The organism is Pseudoalteromonas sp. SiA1, assembly GCF_018732205.1.
GTDB classification, from domain to species: Bacteria; Pseudomonadota; Gammaproteobacteria; order Enterobacterales; family Alteromonadaceae; genus Pseudoalteromonas; species Pseudoalteromonas tetraodonis.
Window position 1 is genome coordinate 3066251 of record NZ_CP076084.1, and the last position, 16313, is coordinate 3082563.

Annotated in this window: 18 protein-coding genes and 1 rRNA gene; 4 read left to right on the top strand and 15 right to left on the bottom strand. The window is 40.4% G+C overall.

The window, feature by feature from the left end; all coding sequences use genetic code 11:
- Window positions 1-23: 23 nt before the first annotated feature.
- Window positions 24-1559, bottom strand: a 16S ribosomal RNA gene (locus KK487_RS14195).
- A 635-nt stretch (window positions 1560-2194) separates the two neighbouring features.
- On the opposite strand from KK487_RS14195, the gene KK487_RS14200 reads away from it, so the two are divergent.
- Window positions 2195-2674: an RNA recognition motif domain-containing protein gene (locus KK487_RS14200; RefSeq protein ID WP_013464268.1), complete on the top strand. Its 480-nt coding sequence runs from the start codon at window positions 2195-2197 to the stop codon at window positions 2672-2674.
- Here KK487_RS14200 and murI read toward each other — a convergent pair.
- Window positions 2637-3425 carry a glutamate racemase gene (murI, locus tag KK487_RS14205; RefSeq protein ID WP_036957268.1) on the bottom strand — a complete coding sequence of 263 codons (789 nt, stop codon included), beginning with the start codon at window positions 3423-3425 and terminating at the stop codon, window positions 2637-2639. The two genes, KK487_RS14200 and murI, sit on opposite strands and share 38 nt — an antisense overlap.
- A gap of 66 nt (window positions 3426-3491) precedes the next feature.
- Window positions 3492-4616: a DUF5610 domain-containing protein gene (locus KK487_RS14210; protein ID WP_036957269.1), complete on the bottom strand. Its 1125-nt coding sequence runs from the start codon at window positions 4614-4616 to the stop codon at window positions 3492-3494.
- A 164-nt stretch (window positions 4617-4780) separates the two neighbouring features.
- On the opposite strand from KK487_RS14210, the gene trmA reads away from it, so the two are divergent.
- Entirely contained in the window at window positions 4781-5878 is a 1098-nt protein-coding gene (gene trmA, locus KK487_RS14215; RefSeq protein WP_036957271.1) for a tRNA (uridine(54)-C5)-methyltransferase TrmA, read from the top strand.
- 74 nt (window positions 5879-5952) lie between these two features.
- On the opposite strand, the gene KK487_RS14220 is transcribed toward trmA, so the two are convergent.
- The 4 genes from KK487_RS14220 to ccoG all read right to left on the bottom strand — a co-directional run bounded on the left by KK487_RS14220 (window position 5953) and on the right by ccoG (window position 9756).
- Window positions 5953-6591, bottom strand: coding sequence for a thiol:disulfide interchange protein DsbA/DsbL (locus KK487_RS14220; protein WP_008113400.1), 639 nt, complete (start codon window positions 6589-6591; stop codon window positions 5953-5955).
- A gap of 19 nt (window positions 6592-6610) precedes the next feature.
- Window positions 6611-7234 carry a thiol:disulfide interchange protein DsbA/DsbL gene (locus KK487_RS14225; RefSeq protein ID WP_028834987.1) on the bottom strand — a complete coding sequence of 208 codons (624 nt, stop codon included), beginning with the start codon at window positions 7232-7234 and terminating at the stop codon, window positions 6611-6613.
- A 35-nt stretch (window positions 7235-7269) separates the two neighbouring features.
- On the bottom strand, window positions 7270-8244 hold the full coding sequence (locus tag KK487_RS14230) for a serine/threonine protein kinase (RefSeq protein ID WP_013464263.1): 975 nt from the start codon (window positions 8242-8244) through the stop codon (window positions 7270-7272).
- 81 nt (window positions 8245-8325) lie between these two features.
- A complete protein-coding gene (ccoG, locus tag KK487_RS14235; RefSeq protein WP_138764663.1) occupies window positions 8326-9756 on the bottom strand; it encodes a cytochrome c oxidase accessory protein CcoG in 1431 nt (476 codons plus the stop codon).
- A gap of 282 nt (window positions 9757-10038) precedes the next feature.
- On the opposite strand from ccoG, the gene KK487_RS14240 reads away from it, so the two are divergent.
- Window positions 10039-10398 carry a hypothetical protein gene (locus KK487_RS14240; protein ID WP_013464261.1) on the top strand — a complete coding sequence of 120 codons (360 nt, stop codon included), beginning with the start codon at window positions 10039-10041 and terminating at the stop codon, window positions 10396-10398.
- Window positions 10398-10604, top strand: a complete 207-nt coding sequence (locus tag KK487_RS14245) for a hypothetical protein (RefSeq protein WP_013464260.1) — start codon at window positions 10398-10400, stop codon at window positions 10602-10604. Before KK487_RS14240 ends, KK487_RS14245 begins: the two co-directional genes overlap by 1 nt.
- A 12-nt stretch (window positions 10605-10616) precedes the next feature.
- Here the strand turns inward: KK487_RS14245 and KK487_RS14250 are convergent, their stop codons facing one another.
- The 8 genes from KK487_RS14250 to KK487_RS14285 are packed head-to-tail and all read right to left on the bottom strand — an operon-like array spanning window position 10617 to window position 16277.
- Window positions 10617-11204 (bottom strand): UPF0149 family protein, encoded by a 588-nt coding sequence (locus KK487_RS14250; protein ID WP_036957273.1) that lies wholly within the window; start codon window positions 11202-11204, stop codon window positions 10617-10619.
- 22 nt (window positions 11205-11226) lie between these two features.
- The gene (locus KK487_RS14255; RefSeq protein ID WP_013464258.1) at window positions 11227-11985 is read right to left on the bottom strand and encodes a type II secretion system protein N; all 759 of its coding nucleotides are present in this window, start codon (window positions 11983-11985) and stop codon (window positions 11227-11229) included.
- Between the two features lie 3 nt (window positions 11986-11988).
- Window positions 11989-12462 carry a type II secretion system protein M gene (locus tag KK487_RS14260; protein WP_016900330.1) on the bottom strand — a complete coding sequence of 158 codons (474 nt, stop codon included), beginning with the start codon at window positions 12460-12462 and terminating at the stop codon, window positions 11989-11991.
- A complete protein-coding gene (gene gspL, locus KK487_RS14265) occupies window positions 12459-13667 on the bottom strand; it encodes a type II secretion system protein GspL (protein ID WP_036957275.1) in 1209 nt (402 codons plus the stop codon). Before gspL ends, KK487_RS14260 begins: the two co-directional genes overlap by 4 nt.
- Window positions 13664-14650: a type II secretion system minor pseudopilin GspK gene (gspK, locus tag KK487_RS14270; protein ID WP_013464255.1), complete on the bottom strand. Its 987-nt coding sequence runs from the start codon at window positions 14648-14650 to the stop codon at window positions 13664-13666. Before gspK ends, gspL begins: the two co-directional genes overlap by 4 nt.
- The gene (gene gspJ, locus KK487_RS14275; RefSeq protein WP_013464254.1) at window positions 14650-15315 is read right to left on the bottom strand and encodes a type II secretion system minor pseudopilin GspJ; all 666 of its coding nucleotides are present in this window, start codon (window positions 15313-15315) and stop codon (window positions 14650-14652) included. Before gspJ ends, gspK begins: the two co-directional genes overlap by 1 nt.
- On the bottom strand, window positions 15316-15690 hold the full coding sequence (gene gspI, locus KK487_RS14280) for a type II secretion system minor pseudopilin GspI (protein ID WP_016900327.1): 375 nt from the start codon (window positions 15688-15690) through the stop codon (window positions 15316-15318).
- Window positions 15690-16277 carry a prepilin-type N-terminal cleavage/methylation domain-containing protein gene (locus KK487_RS14285; protein ID WP_016900326.1) on the bottom strand — a complete coding sequence of 196 codons (588 nt, stop codon included), beginning with the start codon at window positions 16275-16277 and terminating at the stop codon, window positions 15690-15692. Before KK487_RS14285 ends, gspI begins: the two co-directional genes overlap by 1 nt.
- Window positions 16278-16313: the final 36 nt, after the last annotated feature.

The window sequence follows — 16313 nt, forward strand, 5'->3', positions numbered from 1 at the left end:
GAACAAATAAGTTCTAAATCGTATAAGGAGGTGATCCAGCCCCAGGTTCCCCTAGGGCTACCTTGTTACGACTTCACCCCAGTCATGAATCACTCCGTGGTAAACGTCCTCCCGAGGGTTAGACTATCTACTTCTGGAGCAACCCACTCCCATGGTGTGACGGGCGGTGTGTACAAGGCCCGGGAACGTATTCACCGCGTCATTCTGATACGCGATTACTAGCGATTCCGACTTCATGGAGTCGAGTTGCAGACTCCAATCCGGACTACGACGCACTTTAAGTGATTCGCTTACTCTCGCGAGTTCGCAGCACTCTGTATGCGCCATTGTAGCACGTGTGTAGCCCTACACGTAAGGGCCATGATGACTTGACGTCGTCCCCACCTTCCTCCGGTTTATCACCGGCAGTCTCCTTAGAGTTCTCAGCATTACCTGCTAGCAACTAAGGATAGGGGTTGCGCTCGTTGCGGGACTTAACCCAACATCTCACAACACGAGCTGACGACAGCCATGCAGCACCTGTATCAGAGTTCCCGAAGGCACCAAACCATCTCTGGTAAGTTCTCTGTATGTCAAGTGTAGGTAAGGTTCTTCGCGTTGCATCGAATTAAACCACATGCTCCACCGCTTGTGCGGGCCCCCGTCAATTCATTTGAGTTTTAACCTTGCGGCCGTACTCCCCAGGCGGTCTACTTAATGCGTTAGCTTTGAAAAACAGAACCGAGGTTCCGAGCTTCTAGTAGACATCGTTTACGGCGTGGACTACCAGGGTATCTAATCCTGTTTGCTCCCCACGCTTTCGTACATGAGCGTCAGTGTTGACCCAGGTGGCTGCCTTCGCCATCGGTATTCCTTCAGATCTCTACGCATTTCACCGCTACACCTGAAATTCTACCACCCTCTATCACACTCTAGTTTGCCAGTTCGAAATGCAGTTCCCAGGTTGAGCCCGGGGCTTTCACATCTCGCTTAACAAACCGCCTGCGTACGCTTTACGCCCAGTAATTCCGATTAACGCTCGCACCCTCCGTATTACCGCGGCTGCTGGCACGGAGTTAGCCGGTGCTTCTTCTGTCAGTAACGTCACAGCTAGCAGGTATTAACTACTAACCTTTCCTCCTGACTGAAAGTGCTTTACAACCCGAAGGCCTTCTTCACACACGCGGCATGGCTGCATCAGGCTTGCGCCCATTGTGCAATATTCCCCACTGCTGCCTCCCGTAGGAGTCTGGGCCGTGTCTCAGTCCCAGTGTGGCTGATCATCCTCTCAAACCAGCTAGGGATCGTCGCCTTGGTGAGCCATTACCTCACCAACTAGCTAATCCCACTTGGGCCAATCTAAAGGCGAGAGCCGAAGCCCCCTTTGGTCCGTAGACATTATGCGGTATTAGCAGTCGTTTCCAACTGTTGTCCCCCACCTCAAGGCATGTTCCCAAGCATTACTCACCCGTCCGCCGCTCGTCAGCAAAGTAGCAAGCTACTTTCTGTTACCGCTCGACTTGCATGTGTTAGGCCTGCCGCCAGCGTTCAATCTGAGCCATGATCAAACTCTTCAATTAAAAAGTTTTTTGTCTTTCGACAGCTCAATGAATTCTGAATTTATTTAATATCTTTCGATATTGAATTGACTGTGCTGAATAATTACCTAAGTAACTATTCTGTTGGTCACTCAGCTTCTCTTTCGAGAAATCACATTGAGACTCTAAATTTGTTTGCCTCACTACCTAAGTAGTTTGGCTGTTAGAACTCAATCTGTACGAGTGCCCACACAGATGATTGCTTTATATTGTTAAAGAACGTTGCGACGTTGTCGCTAGGGATGCGTATAATACATCCTTTATTTTTCGAGTCAACACTTAATTTTAAACTTTCTTTCGATGATTTAAATTTAAGTTTTACTTAACTCTCTGAGTAGCTCATGCCTCGCTATGCGTTGCCGTTCCCCGTCTCAGTGGGGTCGCATTATAGGGAGATCCGAAAACAGATCAACCTTTTTTTTAGATCTTTTTACCGTTTGCTTAAGTTTCAAACAAACGAGGCTAAAATAGTAAAGAAACGCCTTACTATCGGTTGTTTTTTACACTCTTATTAACTATTTGCTATAAATTTCATTGCTATGTTCAATTAAGACGTTAAGATAGCAAGTTCACAATGTTAAATTAATGTTTATTTCCTGTTTATTGGTAGATCAAAAATGAAATTACCCGATCAAAAATCTTTTATCTTCGCAGTTATTCTTGCTGTTGTTGGTTTTGTTATCGTTAAGTTTGCGCTTGCAAGCCTAGCATTAGACCCTGCACTTCTATTCGGTGCCGGTTTATTAATTGGTGGACTTGTTATTGCTGCAATGTCATCAGTAAGTACAGAAGAAGCCGAAGTAAAAACAAAAACACTTTATGTTGGCAATCTTCCTTATCGCGCAAATGAAGGTGTAGTTCGTACTTTATTTGAAGAGCAAGGCAAAGTATTTAACGTTCGTTTGTTAAAAGATAAAAATACTGGCAAGCGTCGCGGTTTTGGCTTTGTTGAAATGGCACAAGCAGATGCTGATAATGCGATTGCTAAGCTAAACGATAGTGAGTTCCAACAACGTACTTTGAAAGTACGTGAAGCAAAACAAAAACAAGAAGATGATTCTAACTCTTATCGTTCAGAGTCGGATCAAACAGTGTAACTTGCTTAACCGCTAGTTTATCACTACATACATCAGCCGTTGCATAATAGTGCAGCGGCTTTTTTATGCCTGCTTGATTATTACTTAATTTGAGTAAAGAACTAACTCGCTTAGCAATGGCCGCACCAGAGTCTAATAACTGTACTTGCGTATTAAAGTAATCACTAATTGGTTTAGCTAAAATAGGAAAGTGAGTACAGCCTAATACCAGCACATCTATATCGTTATTAATATTTAATCGGTCTAACTCAGTGTGCAACTTATCGATATCTAAGTGCTGGGTAAAAAAGAGAGTCTCTGCTAAAGTAACCAGTTCAACACTACTATATAAACTTGTGGTTATCGATGATGCATGTTCTTTTATAAGTGCATCAGTATACGGGCTTGATACCGTTGCGGGAGTTGCCAATAAACCTATATGCTTTGATTGCGTTAATTGCGCTGCGGGTTTAATTGCAGGTACTACCCCAACAATAGGAATATCGGTAATTTGACGTACCGAACTTAACGCTGATGTTGAGGCGGTATTGCAGGCTATAACAATTAAGTCGACATTTAGTGACTCATCTTTAATAAATTGAATCAATCCACATAGGCGATTAATGATGGTTTGTTGCGACTGTGCGCCATATGGCAATAATGCATTATCCATAAAATAGCTGTATTGAGCATGAGGAATGCTTTGCTGAATATGCTCAAGCACGGTGGTTCCACCTATACCTGAATCAAATACCATGATGTGCGCTGACAAACTACCATTCCTACTCTTTACTAAGAACGGCAGTTTGCCATGTGGCTTTTGTAAAAGAAAGTAGTTTTACTCAGTGCCTAGCTTTGCAGTAGCGGCGTTTAATTTATCTAAGTTTTCAAACATGGTGTTAGTGTAATCAACCAGTTTATCTATTTCTTGTTGATCTTGATTTAGCCATTGAATGATACCTGATAGCTGACTTTCTAATCCTAGGGTTTGCGCTTTAGAGTAAGCCGATTTTAGATCATCATTAAAAGGGGCAACAGTTTCGGCAATGGCTTTTTCTGATGTTGGCTTAATTTGTTCATACTCTTTAATGGCAGCAACGGTTTTGCTTTGACGTAAGTCCATTGAGAATGCCACCAGCTGTTCATTCCCTAAACTGAGTTCTTGGGCTTGTTCAAATGCTTTGTCTAAATCGCCACTGAAAAAGGTTTTACTTACATCTTGTAACTCTGCCATTAAATCATTTATGGCTTGCTGCTCGTCTTCATTAAGCTCACCGTTTACTGACATCGAGAAAGAGAGCTCACGGGATTCAGAAAATTGCGTACTAAATGATTGTGAATCATCTGTTTTTTGATAGCGACTAGATGATTGCGATTGATAAGCATCTGCAAAGCTAATACTCACCTCATCACCTTCTGCTGTGGTGAATGTGTAATCAGCACTATTGCTTAAACTTACATATTGCGCCTGACTTACAGTTACGCTTGCAGGTTGTGGGTTAAATAAGTTCTGCTCAAATTTGTCGAGACCACTAAAGATACTCTCTTTTGACTTATCAATACCCTCTTCAAGTTCTTGATTAAATACGCCCATGCCTTTTAATTCATCCACAGCCTCATCAACACCCGTCTGCACTCCTTTACGTGCCTGGCTAAGTATATCTTGTAGTTTCTCATCATTAGCACCATTGGCTTTGGCTTTATTTACCGAGCTTGTTACAAAGTCTAAAACATTTTTAACGACTTCATTAAAATCAAACAGTGGTTTGTCTTTTTTGGTTTCAGCGACCGGCAAACCTAGTTCTTTTGCCATTTTGTCACCTAATACGGCAGCAGCCAGTTCTTTTCCTCGTTGCTGATAACTAGTTGGTGGCGAGTCTATTTTAGGCTGTGGCATTGCTTGTTTAGTATTGTATTTATTAGCATTACTGTTTGGAACAAAACTAAAGTTACCTATTTTCATGAGAAGACTCCTATTTAGACTTACCCTTATATCGGCCAAGTAAGCCTATACTGTAGTAAAATGCTCAAAAAAAGCTCACTATATTTGATCAAAACTAGACAAATACGCTTCGCTCCCTACAATAGCGCCGATAAACAGATCTCAACGATAAGGTTATACCGTTAATGGCAGTTATAAATATAGATACCACGCAGTACGATGCACAATTAAATGAAAAAGAGCAGCGTATTACAGAGCAATTTCAACGTTTCGGTGTAAAACAGTTAGAAGTATTTAGCTCTGAGCCCATTAACTACCGCCAACGTGCAGAATTTAGAGTATGGCACGATGGTGACGATCTGTTTCATATTATGTTTGATCAACAAACAAAAGATAAAATACGTGTTGATACCTTTGACCCTGCAGCTCCTTTAGTAGGTGAAATTATGCAGGTGATGATTGAAAATTTAAAAGGCTGCGAAGTACTACGTCGTAAATTATTTCAAATAGATTATTTATCAACCCTCAGTGGTGAAATTTTAGTGAGCTTGCTATATCACAAGCCACTTGATGAACACTGGTTAACTGAGATCAATGCCTTAAAGGAAAAGCTAAGCAGCCAATACAAAATTGACTTTATTGGCCGTGCACGTAAGCAAAAAGAAAAATTGGGCGATGACTTTGTTACTGAGCGCTTAATGGTGAATGGCCAAGAGCTAATCTATCAACAGGTAGAAAATAGCTTTACTCAGCCTAATGCGAAGGTGAATATTAAAATGTTAGAGTGGGCACAAGAGTTATGTAAACCACTAAACAATGATTTACTAGAGCTGTATTGTGGTAATGGAAACTTTTCTATTGCACTTGCTAGTTCATTTAATAAAGTGCTGGCGACGGAAATATCAAAATCGTCGGTGCATTCAGCGCAATATAATATTGCTCAAAACCAAGTAACTAACTTAGATATTATTCGCATGTCGAGCGAAGAGTTTACTCAGGCAATGAAAGGCGAGCGTACTTTCTCTCGCTTAGATGGCATTGACTTGAGTAGTTACAACTGCCAAACCATCTTAGTCGACCCGCCTAGAGCAGGCATGGACACGCTTACGTGTGACTTAGTGGCTAATTATGAAAATATTATTTATATCTCATGTAACCCAGACACATTAGAGCGTGACCTTGAACACTTAACGCAAACCCACGAGGTTAAGCGCTTTGCAATATTTGATCAGTTCCCTTATACACACCACATTGAATCTGGTGTGTTTTTACAACGTAAATAAAAAAAGCATTAAACAGCGCACGTTGTAAGAATAAAAAAAGCTCCTTAAGGAGCTTTTTTATTTAACCAAACTACTTATTTATTTGCTAAGTAATTAATGAGTGCGCTTACATCTTCTGGCGATGAAATGCCTGACTCACCACCTAAGTTAAGCTTGTATTTACCATTAACGATAAACGTAGGAACGCCACGAAGTGCCCCTTTGCCTTTAAAGTAATCTTGGTCACGTTTCATTTTAGAGCTAAGTGTACGTACCGAGAAGCTTTCAAATAATTTATCAAACTTGTCGCCATCTACGCCTTGAGCTAAAAATACATCTTTTACATCTGCAAGCTCATTAAAACGAGCGCGCTTTGCATGGATATGATCAAACATCGCTGAAATAATTTTATCTTTTTGAGGTAGTACTTCAGCTGTAGCTAATGCTTGGCTGATCATGGTTTGATGTTCTGGGTCACGTACACCCACAAAATCTACATGGCTTTTCTTAAACTTTACGTTTTTATCTAGCTTAGGTTTGATCTCGGCCAGCAGTGGTTCCATGTTATTACATGCAGGACAGTAAAAAGAGAAAAACTCTTTTACTTCTGGTTTTCTGGTTGCACGATCAGAGACGACATCATAATGCACGCCCTCTTCGTAAGTGGCAGCAAAACTGGTTGCAGCTAAAGGGAGTAATACAGCAAGTAACCCTGCTTTAACTAATTTGATCATTATTGTGGTGCTCCAAAAATTATAGTTTTAGTAAAAAGCTAATTAACTCATCAAGTTCTTGTTGGCTCTTGATTGTATTAATATTGATTTTGTATTTGTCATTTACGATAAATGTAGGCACGCCAGTTAATGCACCAAGTTCAGAATATTTATTCTGCTTATCTTGCATGGCACGTTCAGCTGCTATGATAGGCAAACTAGCGATGTCGTTATCAAATGTCGCGTTATCAATTGCATTAAGCTCTAATAACTTTTTAACGTCTTTAATTTCAGTTAATGGCGCACGTTGTATATGAATGCTTTTAAAAATTTGCGCTGTTACCGCTTCAGCTTGACCGTGTTTCTTTGCGATTAAGTAAGCAAAGCTTAAATTACTTTGCGCTTGTGGTGAAACGCCTCCCAAAAAGTTGACATGATTTTTTACAAATTCAGCCCCTTCAGGTAAGTTTTCTGCAATCCCTTTGGCTACCGGCTCAAATTTAAAACAATGTGGGCAATAGAAAGAGAAAAACTCGGTTACATTCGGGGTTTTACTTTTTTCAACATCAATTACAGTGTATTGATTACCCGCTTCAAAGTTGGCAGCTAATGCTGCGAAAGGTAAACATAGGATCAGTAAACTTAGTTTTAATTTTTTAAGCATGAATATCTCGTTATACTTCTTTTTAAATAAAAATATTATGGCAATAATTTTAACGGGGCTTCTTGCAAAGCTGCAAACTGCTCTTTAAGCGCTAAAATTTGTTGCTCCCAGTATTTGTCATCTGCAAACCATGAAAAGTTCCGTACAAAAGCAGGATCACTCCAACGTTTTGCAACCCACCCCATGTAATGAATCATACGCATAGCCCGAAGCGGTTCGATCAGCTTAAGTTGTGAGTGATCAAAATCGCAAAACTCTTCATATGCATTCACTAAAGTGTCTAACTGTAACAGCTGTGTTTGTCGATCGCCACTGAGCATCATCCATAAATCTTGAATTGCAGGACCTTGACGGCTATCGTCTAAATCAACAAACATTAATGCATCTCCTGCCCATAGGATATTACCAGCATGGCAGTCACCATGTAAGCGAATGCCTTCTACATTTTTATATTGCTGTTGAGTTTGAGCAATGACTAAATCTAAAATAGTGTAAAAGGAAGTCTCTAATCCCATAGGGACTAACTTACTTTTTTGTAAATGAACTTTAGCTGTATCTAAATATTCATCACAGGTAACGGTCGGTCTTTGGGTAAAGGGTTTCGTTTTGGCTACTTGATGCATACGACCGATTAAACGCCCGAGTACATCGAGTTGATCTAAATTGTCCACCTCAAATAAACGCCCGCCTACACTTGGGAACAAAGTAAACAAATACCCTTGATGTTCAAACAAGCTTTGCCCATTGTGTTTTATTGGCGCCACCACCGGTACTTCGGCGGCAGCTAGTTCAAAAGCAAAGTCATGCTCTTCTTGAATTTGCGCTTTGCTCCAGCGCTCAGGGCGATAAAACTTAACGACGTAACGCTTTGCACCCTCGGCCACAAATTGATACACCCGATTCTCGTAGCTATTTAGCGCTAACAACCCTGACTCAGCATAAATATCCACGCTTTCTATGGCATCCAAAATAAGATCTGGGGTTAAGTCAATAAAGCTAAATTTACTCATATACTTCTTATATAAAAAGAAAAGCGGGAATATCCCGCTTTTTTGTTAATAACAGTGCTCGTTTGCCTTTAATAAAGCGACTTATCGTGCTTTAAAAAAGTTGCTTGGCTGCGATATTTTATTATCGGGCTCGTTTATTGGCGACAACACAAAGTTAAACTCGGTCATTGGCGCTTTTAAATCATAAGGATCCATTACCAGTGATAGCGGTACATTATGCGATTCACCAGCGTTTACTGTAAAGGTAGTATCACCTAAGTATTTATAATTATCTAACCCCGTTACATCAATAGAGAACGTTTGCTCGTATTGTGCTTTGTTAATCACTTTTAAGGTGTAGGTGTTTTCAACTAAACCATTAAAATCGACACGATACAACTGGTTGCGGTCGCGAATAATATCAAAGTCCATGGTTTTACGCATGGCGATATTAGCAACCAGCGCACCGGTAAGTAAGATTAAAATAACACTGTAACCAATCAGCTTTGGACGCAGCGGATGGGTTTTATTCTCTGGTGTTTCTAAATTACGCTCGGTGGTGTAAGAGATAAGGCCTCGAGGGTAATTCATTTTATCCATTACGCCGTCACAGGCATCAATACAAGCGCCACAGTTTATGCACTCATATTGCAAACCATTACGAATATCAATCCCGGTTGGGCAAACCTGCACACACAAGTTACAGTCAATACAGTCACCTAAACCTAACTCTTTAGGGTTTTGTTTACGAGAACGTGGTCCTCGGTTTTCACCACGAGTTTCATCATAGCTTACAGTAAAAGTGTCTTTATCAAACATTGCTGACTGAAAACGTGAATACGGGCATATATGTAAACACATAATTTCTCGCATCCACCCAGCGTTACCATAAGTACAAATAGTAAATACAATGATACTAACTAAGGCATAACCGCCCACATTAAAAGTAACAAATTCAGGCAGTAGTTCGCGAATAGGCGTGAAGTAACCAACAAACGTTAACGCAGTATATAAAGAAAATAATACCCAACTAGTGTGCTTAGCTGTTTTACGCCAGAACTTGTCAAAATCCATCGGCCGTTGATCTAACTTTTTACGTTGGTTAGCGCTGCCCTCAAACTTTTCTTCAAACCAAATAAAAATGAAGGTCCATACTGTTTGCGGACATGTATAGCCACACCACACTCGACCATAAAAAGTGGTAACCAGAAATAGGGCAAACGCCGCTAGCATAAATATAAATGCAAGAATGGTGAAGTCTTGTGGCCACAGGGTTAAGCCAAAAATATTAAATTTTTGCTCCATTAGCTCAAATAAAACAGCTTGTTGACCGTTAAAGTTGATCCATGGCAATAACATAAACGCCAGCATGCCTAAAAAGCCAATACGTTGTCTTAGTAATTGATGAAGCCCTGAAACAGCACGCACATAAATACGGTTGCGTGGGTTAAATCTATCTTCTTGACGGCTCAGATCGGGTTTTTGGATCTTAACCTCTGTTGGTATGTTTTTTACTTTAATTTGCTTATCCATTGAAGTTCCTCAACGCCGCTAGGAAATAAAAATTCAGCAATCTTTTTGTACTTTTCGCCTAAGTGTAGCAACTTACATGCTAAACATAATACGCTTTAGGTCGCACTTGTATACTTTCAGATATTTCAGAAATATCTAATTACTCCTCTTATTATACGCATATTGGCTAAAATTACTGACTAGATTGCTAATAATTTATTCAACTTGTGACTTGCTTTTAAGGTGTATTTTATTACACTTGCCGGCTACTAACGTGTTGTTTGGATCAAGGTTTGTGTATTTATGAAGAAATTTTTTATACTAGTGGTTGTGATCCTAGCATTTTTTACCATTGATCACCCCTTGGTAAAAGAGCCTCGTGAGCGCTTACTCGGTGATGGTATAGGCTTGTTAAGCAGCACAACTAAAGTCGATCGTTTTCCTGTCGCAACCATGACAAGAAACAAAATTAATAAACAGTTAGCACTTTCAAGATCCGAAGAAGACTATATTGATAAAACCTTTACCAATGATGAGTCAGTAAAGTTGTTTGAACTACGCTATTGTCGTCAAGGCGATCTAAACCTTTACTTTTATTCAGAACGTTTAACAACGGTATGTCGCATTATCAAAGAGTCATTAGCGCAAGCGAGAGTGAAATAATGGATTTTTCTGGATTAAATAAAAAAGCAAGTAACTCATTTCACAAGCACCGCACTATGCTTAAGCAGTTGGCACAAGGTAAAACACTTAAATGTGAGCATTGCCAAGGTGTATTAACGTTAAATTTAGCCACCAGCGAACCTGGTAAGGGAGTAATACAGTGCAAACAAGGTTGCACTGATATTGAATTAGAGATTGGCGCTTAAGGCTTTACCTACTTATTCATCCCACCCTTCATCGGTATACAAACCACTATTAAGCGCGACAATTTCTATAAGTTCAGCAAAACCTAACGCAAAGTCGCCCATTAATTCATACTGCTGCGCACACAAATGTAATTCATCGATATTATTTTGCTGTGCAATCTGTGCAATCGTTGGTTTATCTAATGCAAAAAAGCTAAGAGTCGCCTGTGCGCTTTCAAGCGCTTGCTTGTATTGAATATCTAGTTGCTCACTTTGGAGTAACTTATGAGTATACGTTTGGCTTGCAGTTAAAAAACCTGCAGACCACTGCTGACAAAACTCAAGGTCAAACTCAACGGGTAACTTATAATCAAGTTCAAATACTTGTTCACTTACTTGATGATGTAATGCCATAAACAAAAACAACATGTCTTCATCAAGGTCATTGGCGGTATTAGGTAGAATTTGCTCTAACCATTGATGTACTTCTAATGGCTCAGGTGAACAAATAGTGCCAAATAAATAACCTTGGCTTTGAATAAGGCTCATAGCGCCGGGCTGGGTAGTTAAAAACTCGCTGAGCAGTTTGGCGTGCTGCTCAGTAAACTGAGGTATTTGCATTAAAACTCTTTTTTATAAAATATTAAAATTTAAGTGGATACCGACCTTGGTTATCTGGTCTACCTAAAAACTTCACCGCGTCATGAACTTCTTTCGGTAAAGTGAGATCAGGTTTAACATATCCCGCTACTTTAAAATCAAAATTGGCTTTTAGTGTAGCATCAGCCTCTAACCCTAATCTATTATTTGGCTCGATAAGTATGGCTACATCGCCCGACTTACAACTTAACTTACCGCTTAAATCGCCTATATTAAACCAACCAGTTAGCCCTTGCACATCAATATCAGGGCTGGCTATTTCACCTTGTAATGATTGGCAATAAGGAGCGCCTGAAACGTACTCATCGAGCTCTAAAATAACGCGTCCTTTAGCAGTAACCGGTAACGGTAAATCAATGCGCTGCATAGCGCGCTCAACCGTTGAACGCACTACAGTATCAGTTATTCTAAGTTCATCATTTGTGAGAGAATAACTAATATCTGCATACCCAGAAATGTCATCACGTTCGCGAGGATTACCAAAACGTAAGTTAGTATTTACTTGAGCTTTAAAGATTGACCAGCCTGATATATCCCAACGTACATTATTCAACTGTTCACCTTGAAAGCGAAGCTGCATTATTTGACCTTGCCATAGCGTACCAAAAGTTTGCCCTACCTCTAACTGCGCAGGTAAGTAAGGTTTAGCAAAATTTAAAGCCACTGCAGCGGGCAATTTAATAACGCTAAAAACAAGAAAGCTAATTACAAAAACGATGGATAAAATTATTATTTTTTTCATTAACTACTTCTCTAATACTAAACGGCTAACGCGTACATAACCGGATTTATCATCTTGGCTTAAATCTAAATTTTCTACGCTTAAACCATGCTGATTAACCAGCTCGTCAATCCATTGGATTAATTGATTAAACTCCACTGAGTCGAGTGTTAAACGAAGTGAATTATCATTTGGCTGCATTTTACTAATATTAATGCTGTAACGACCGCGCGTATTATTCACTATTTGGCTGAGGTTTTGATTGCTCACCGCTTGCGCTTTACCTGCTGCTTTAAGTTTAACGATACTGTCGTCTACCCATGCTAGCAATTCTTGTTGTTTTATTTGTGATTGTTGCGCATTTTCTATTGCCGTATTTAAGGGTCTAAATATACCCATTACCAAAACAAAAATAATAAATACACCACCCGCAACCATTATTAAGTGCTGCTCTTGTTCTTTTAATGAACCCCAATATTTCATGAACTGCTGTTTCATTGTGCACCTCGCAGTCTAATTTCGCCGACGATATAATCACCATCATTATTTAACGACCCCTGCTCAACAGTCACACCTTGCTGCTCAAGAATGGCTTTAACCTTACCAAAGGTTTGAAAGTCTTTTGCACGAGCACGAATACGTAATTCATTACGGCGCTTATCAAAACGTAAGGTTTGCGGTGTAAATTCGCTCACTTGTGAAAATACACTCACCAGCTTGCTGGTTAAATCTAAAAAGCCAGCATCGCTCGTACCTTGTACTTTATCCAGTGCTCCCTGTATTTGATTTTTAATTAAGTGAGGGCGCACCCGCGTGCCTGGAAAGGCTTTTTGAAATCGCTCTACTACTTGTGATTTAGCTACCTCAAGCTGCGAATTAAGCTGATGTAATTCAACCGCTTTAATAGCCACACTCGATAGCAAAGCAATAACACTAATTATGGTGGCACTTTTCCAGTAACCCCACCATAAAGCCGTTTTCTTTTTAATCGTGTAAGGCCCTTGACGCAAATTAAATTTAAGCTGATCTAGCTGCTTAGCAAATAATGCTAACGGCAGCTCATAGTCACTGGTTTGCGGATGCAAGGTAAGCGTTTCGGGAAATTGCTCTGCAGGGCTGTAATGTTTTATATCAGGGTTACCTAAAGCCGTTAGATATTCCTTTAACCAGCTGCTTTCAACCGCACCGATATGCCAGTCACCTTTTTTAAATAGCCATTGCTTGTTGAGCTCAATTGCCGCTACACAAGGCTCTTCTGCACTGGGCAATAACAAGCCATCCGGCACTATTTTATGAGCAGTGAGCTGGTGTTGCTCAAACACCTCTAACCAGTGCTCAAACCAATCACGGTTCGTTAGCGCAATCTTAATTGCATGCTGCTCATCAACCATAGTTGGCTCCCCAAGCGCGATATAAACGTCGTCTATATCACATGCAAGATCTTCTTCGAGCATATAGGGCAATGCTTGCTCTAATTTACGGCTCCACTTTGTTGGCAGTGTCACCGTTTTTAATTGCACTTGGTCACATGGTAAAAGTACCACAAGTTCTCGGGTTAATGCTTTTTCAGTTAGTTCACTTAACTGATTGGCATTTTGTAGCTCGCCACTGGCTATTATTTCTTGTTCTTGTGGTGAGTATATTAACCAGTTAAGTAAATCTTGCTCGGTTTGACCCGTGCGGATCAACAGTATCTCTGTCACTGTACGCCTCCAAATTTTCGCGCCAGTATCGTTACCTCGCCATTGCTGGCATACAGTAATGTGGTCATCGAAAAACGCAAATCAACAAATTTTGCCTGCGTTTGTAATTTAAAATATTCACTTTTTAAACTAAAAAGCTTTTCTACTGCTTTGATATTTTTGCCGCCTTGTTGTTTAACAGACTCAAAAAACTCTTCAATATTATCAAAGCCATTTTCAGGTCGCGCTGCAATTACCGCTTGAGCACCCGAAACACTCAGTTCGTCTATTAGGCCACTGAGCAATAAAGCTTGCTCTTCAGTGACTGTATTAACATTAATTGAAAGTAACGTACTACCTGGGATCACACAGACAAAAGGCAGCACTTTTTCCATCACTAAAGGGTTAAAGCCTTTAATTAAACGCAGTTCAGATACCGAAGCAAATAGGCTATTAGCCGTCATATATGGAAACTGACGCGATAAATACTCCCCCTCTTCGGCACCAGAGCGATAGGTTATACTGTTCTCATCAAGCCAATCAAACACACTGTCGGCCATCCCTTCTTCTGATTCATCACTGGGTAAATCATCTATATTTTCTAAAATAGCAAACAACGCTTTATGTGCTGGGTTAGTTTTATTACCGCTATTTGGGTCTGGCTCAACCCCAAGCGCGTTTAAATTTAAACACGCTTGTAAATCAGTCAACTGGCCGCTTAAAGTGCCGTTCTCAACAGGGTACTTTACATCGCCTTGCTTTGCCCAGGGCTGCGCTAATGTGGTTTTTTCAGGATCGTCTTTTTTACTTTGAATTAAACCTTTAATTGCTAGCTCTTCAGCACCATAGGCATACCATTTCGCTTGTTGCTGACTTTGTAAATTGGTACTTCTTTGTACTTGCACCATTAAATTAGCACTCATTTCAACGGCTAAAATAGCTGCAAGCGCTACAATAAATAACACAATAACCAAAGCCGCGCCGCGCGAAGATTGTTGGTTCATCAAGGCGTACCCCGGCCATTAGGTTGCGACGGGTTAGTCCCCTCAGTTACTGGTTTAGGTAGCTCTTTACCGAGTCCTGGCACTAAAAACACACGCCTGATAGGCTCCGCATCCATTTGCTTTATAGTTACCGCAACGGCTTTGGGTAATGCCTTAATTTGCCAGTCTTCTTGCCACTTACCGCTACCATCTAAAAACTCAAATTTAAGCTCTTCGACTGCGGCTAAAATAACTTGGCTACGAGGCTCCATATTATCGAGTTGATCGACATAAATGCGATATACGCGTTCTAACTTGTCATCAATGACGCGATAACCAACAGCTTGTAACTCTGAGCGAGGGAGTAAGTTAATGGGATTCATCCAACCATCACGTACAAAGGCAATACCGTCAAGCTGGCTTTCTAAAATGTAGCGTCCAGCAAGTAAATATCCCTCTTGAAAATCTCCAGCTTCATTACGTACTTGGCGTTTAGTCATTTGGCTAAAGTCTTGATCCATCAATCTAAATGCAGTTTGTAAGCCATTTAGTTCAGCAATTTTTTCATCTGATGCTTGTTTAGCTCGCGTTGTGGTATCAAGTATTTGGTGGGTGGCCATAATCACAAACGCCAACACACCCAGTGCCACCATCACTTCTAATAATGTAAAACCGCGCTGCTTCACTTAAGGCTTACCTTTATTTAAGTAAGTGCTTAACTCATAAATTGAATTTTCGTACTTATCATCCGTAAACACATTAATAGTGACTTTTACAAAGCTCTTGTCGGCAGTGGGCACAACATCTTGGCGCCAAAACCATTCAATACCCGCCATCATCTCACTGCCGCGGGTACCATTTTTACCTTGCCATTTTTCGCCTTTCGTTCGTTGTTCTACCAATACATTCTCAGCGACCCATGAGCCATACGTTTGTTCTTCAATACTTGATAAGTGATGAATATGCTCACCGGTTGCTTGCATTGCCGCAATACCCGCCATGGCACAAATACTCAGTGCAACTAAGACTTCTAATAATGTAAACCCGTGATATTTTTTCATTATTGGGGCTCTCGACGAAAATCGACTGGGGCTGCAAATTTACCTTCAATAAAGTACACCGGCTCTGACTGATCTTTTAATTCAAGCATGAGCTGAAACGCACTTACATCGGCAGAGGATAAAATAAGCACTTGCGGTACTTTTAACTTTTTAAGCTCTAATAAACTGTCTTCATTGTTACCACTCATTAGCTCACGCCAATTTGACTGCTCTAGTAAGTTATCTTGTGCCCAAGGTAGGTCTTCAAGATTAAGTGTTAATTTAAATTGGGGTTCGATCTCAATTGGCTTAAATAAAGCTTCACGATCAAAGCTAATCCATTTTTCGCCATCAAAAACTAAAAATTCAAGCGTATTTTGCTCAACTAAAAGGCCTAATTCTATTTGATTAAGCACCGCAAATTCCGATGCGGCATTAATGGTGGTATGCAGCCTATTTGCTTGCTTGTCTAACGCTTCTTCAGCGCCGCCATCTAAGCTGTATACCACCATTTTGGTGGCAAAGGCGATGATCACCAATACCACTAAAATTTCTATTAAACTAAAACCATAATGCTTTGCACTCAGGTGCTTAGGGCTTACCTGCATGGCAAGCCCCAATGTATTATGTTTAAGTGCATGGTA

Excerpts from the sequence above, each read along its gene's own strand:
- KK487_RS14200 (WP_013464268.1), top strand. The coding sequence starts at position 2,195 with ATGAAATTACCCGATCAAAAATCTTTTATCTTCGCAGTTATTCTTGCT.
- KK487_RS14210 (WP_036957269.1), bottom strand. The coding sequence starts at position 4,616 with ATGAAAATAGGTAACTTTAGTTTTGTTCCAAACAGTAATGCTAATAAA.
- trmA (WP_036957271.1), top strand. The coding sequence starts at position 4,781 with ATGGCAGTTATAAATATAGATACCACGCAGTACGATGCACAATTAAAT.
- KK487_RS14220 (WP_008113400.1), bottom strand. The coding sequence starts at position 6,591 with ATGATCAAATTAGTTAAAGCAGGGTTACTTGCTGTATTACTCCCTTTA.
- KK487_RS14225 (WP_028834987.1), bottom strand. The coding sequence starts at position 7,234 with ATGCTTAAAAAATTAAAACTAAGTTTACTGATCCTATGTTTACCTTTC.
- KK487_RS14230 (WP_013464263.1), bottom strand. The coding sequence starts at position 8,244 with ATGAGTAAATTTAGCTTTATTGACTTAACCCCAGATCTTATTTTGGAT.
- ccoG (WP_138764663.1), bottom strand. The coding sequence starts at position 9,756 with ATGGATAAGCAAATTAAAGTAAAAAACATACCAACAGAGGTTAAGATC.
- KK487_RS14240 (WP_013464261.1), top strand. The coding sequence starts at position 10,039 with ATGAAGAAATTTTTTATACTAGTGGTTGTGATCCTAGCATTTTTTACC.
- KK487_RS14245 (WP_013464260.1), top strand. The coding sequence starts at position 10,398 with ATGGATTTTTCTGGATTAAATAAAAAAGCAAGTAACTCATTTCACAAG.
- KK487_RS14250 (WP_036957273.1), bottom strand. The coding sequence starts at position 11,204 with ATGCAAATACCTCAGTTTACTGAGCAGCACGCCAAACTGCTCAGCGAG.
- KK487_RS14255 (WP_013464258.1), bottom strand. The coding sequence starts at position 11,985 with ATGAAAAAAATAATAATTTTATCCATCGTTTTTGTAATTAGCTTTCTT.
- KK487_RS14260 (WP_016900330.1), bottom strand. The coding sequence starts at position 12,462 with ATGAAACAGCAGTTCATGAAATATTGGGGTTCATTAAAAGAACAAGAG.
- gspK (WP_013464255.1), bottom strand. The coding sequence starts at position 14,650 with ATGAACCAACAATCTTCGCGCGGCGCGGCTTTGGTTATTGTGTTATTT.
- gspI (WP_016900327.1), bottom strand. The coding sequence starts at position 15,690 with ATGAAAAAATATCACGGGTTTACATTATTAGAAGTCTTAGTTGCACTG.
- KK487_RS14285 (WP_016900326.1), bottom strand. The coding sequence starts at position 16,277 with ATGCAGGTAAGCCCTAAGCACCTGAGTGCAAAGCATTATGGTTTTAGT.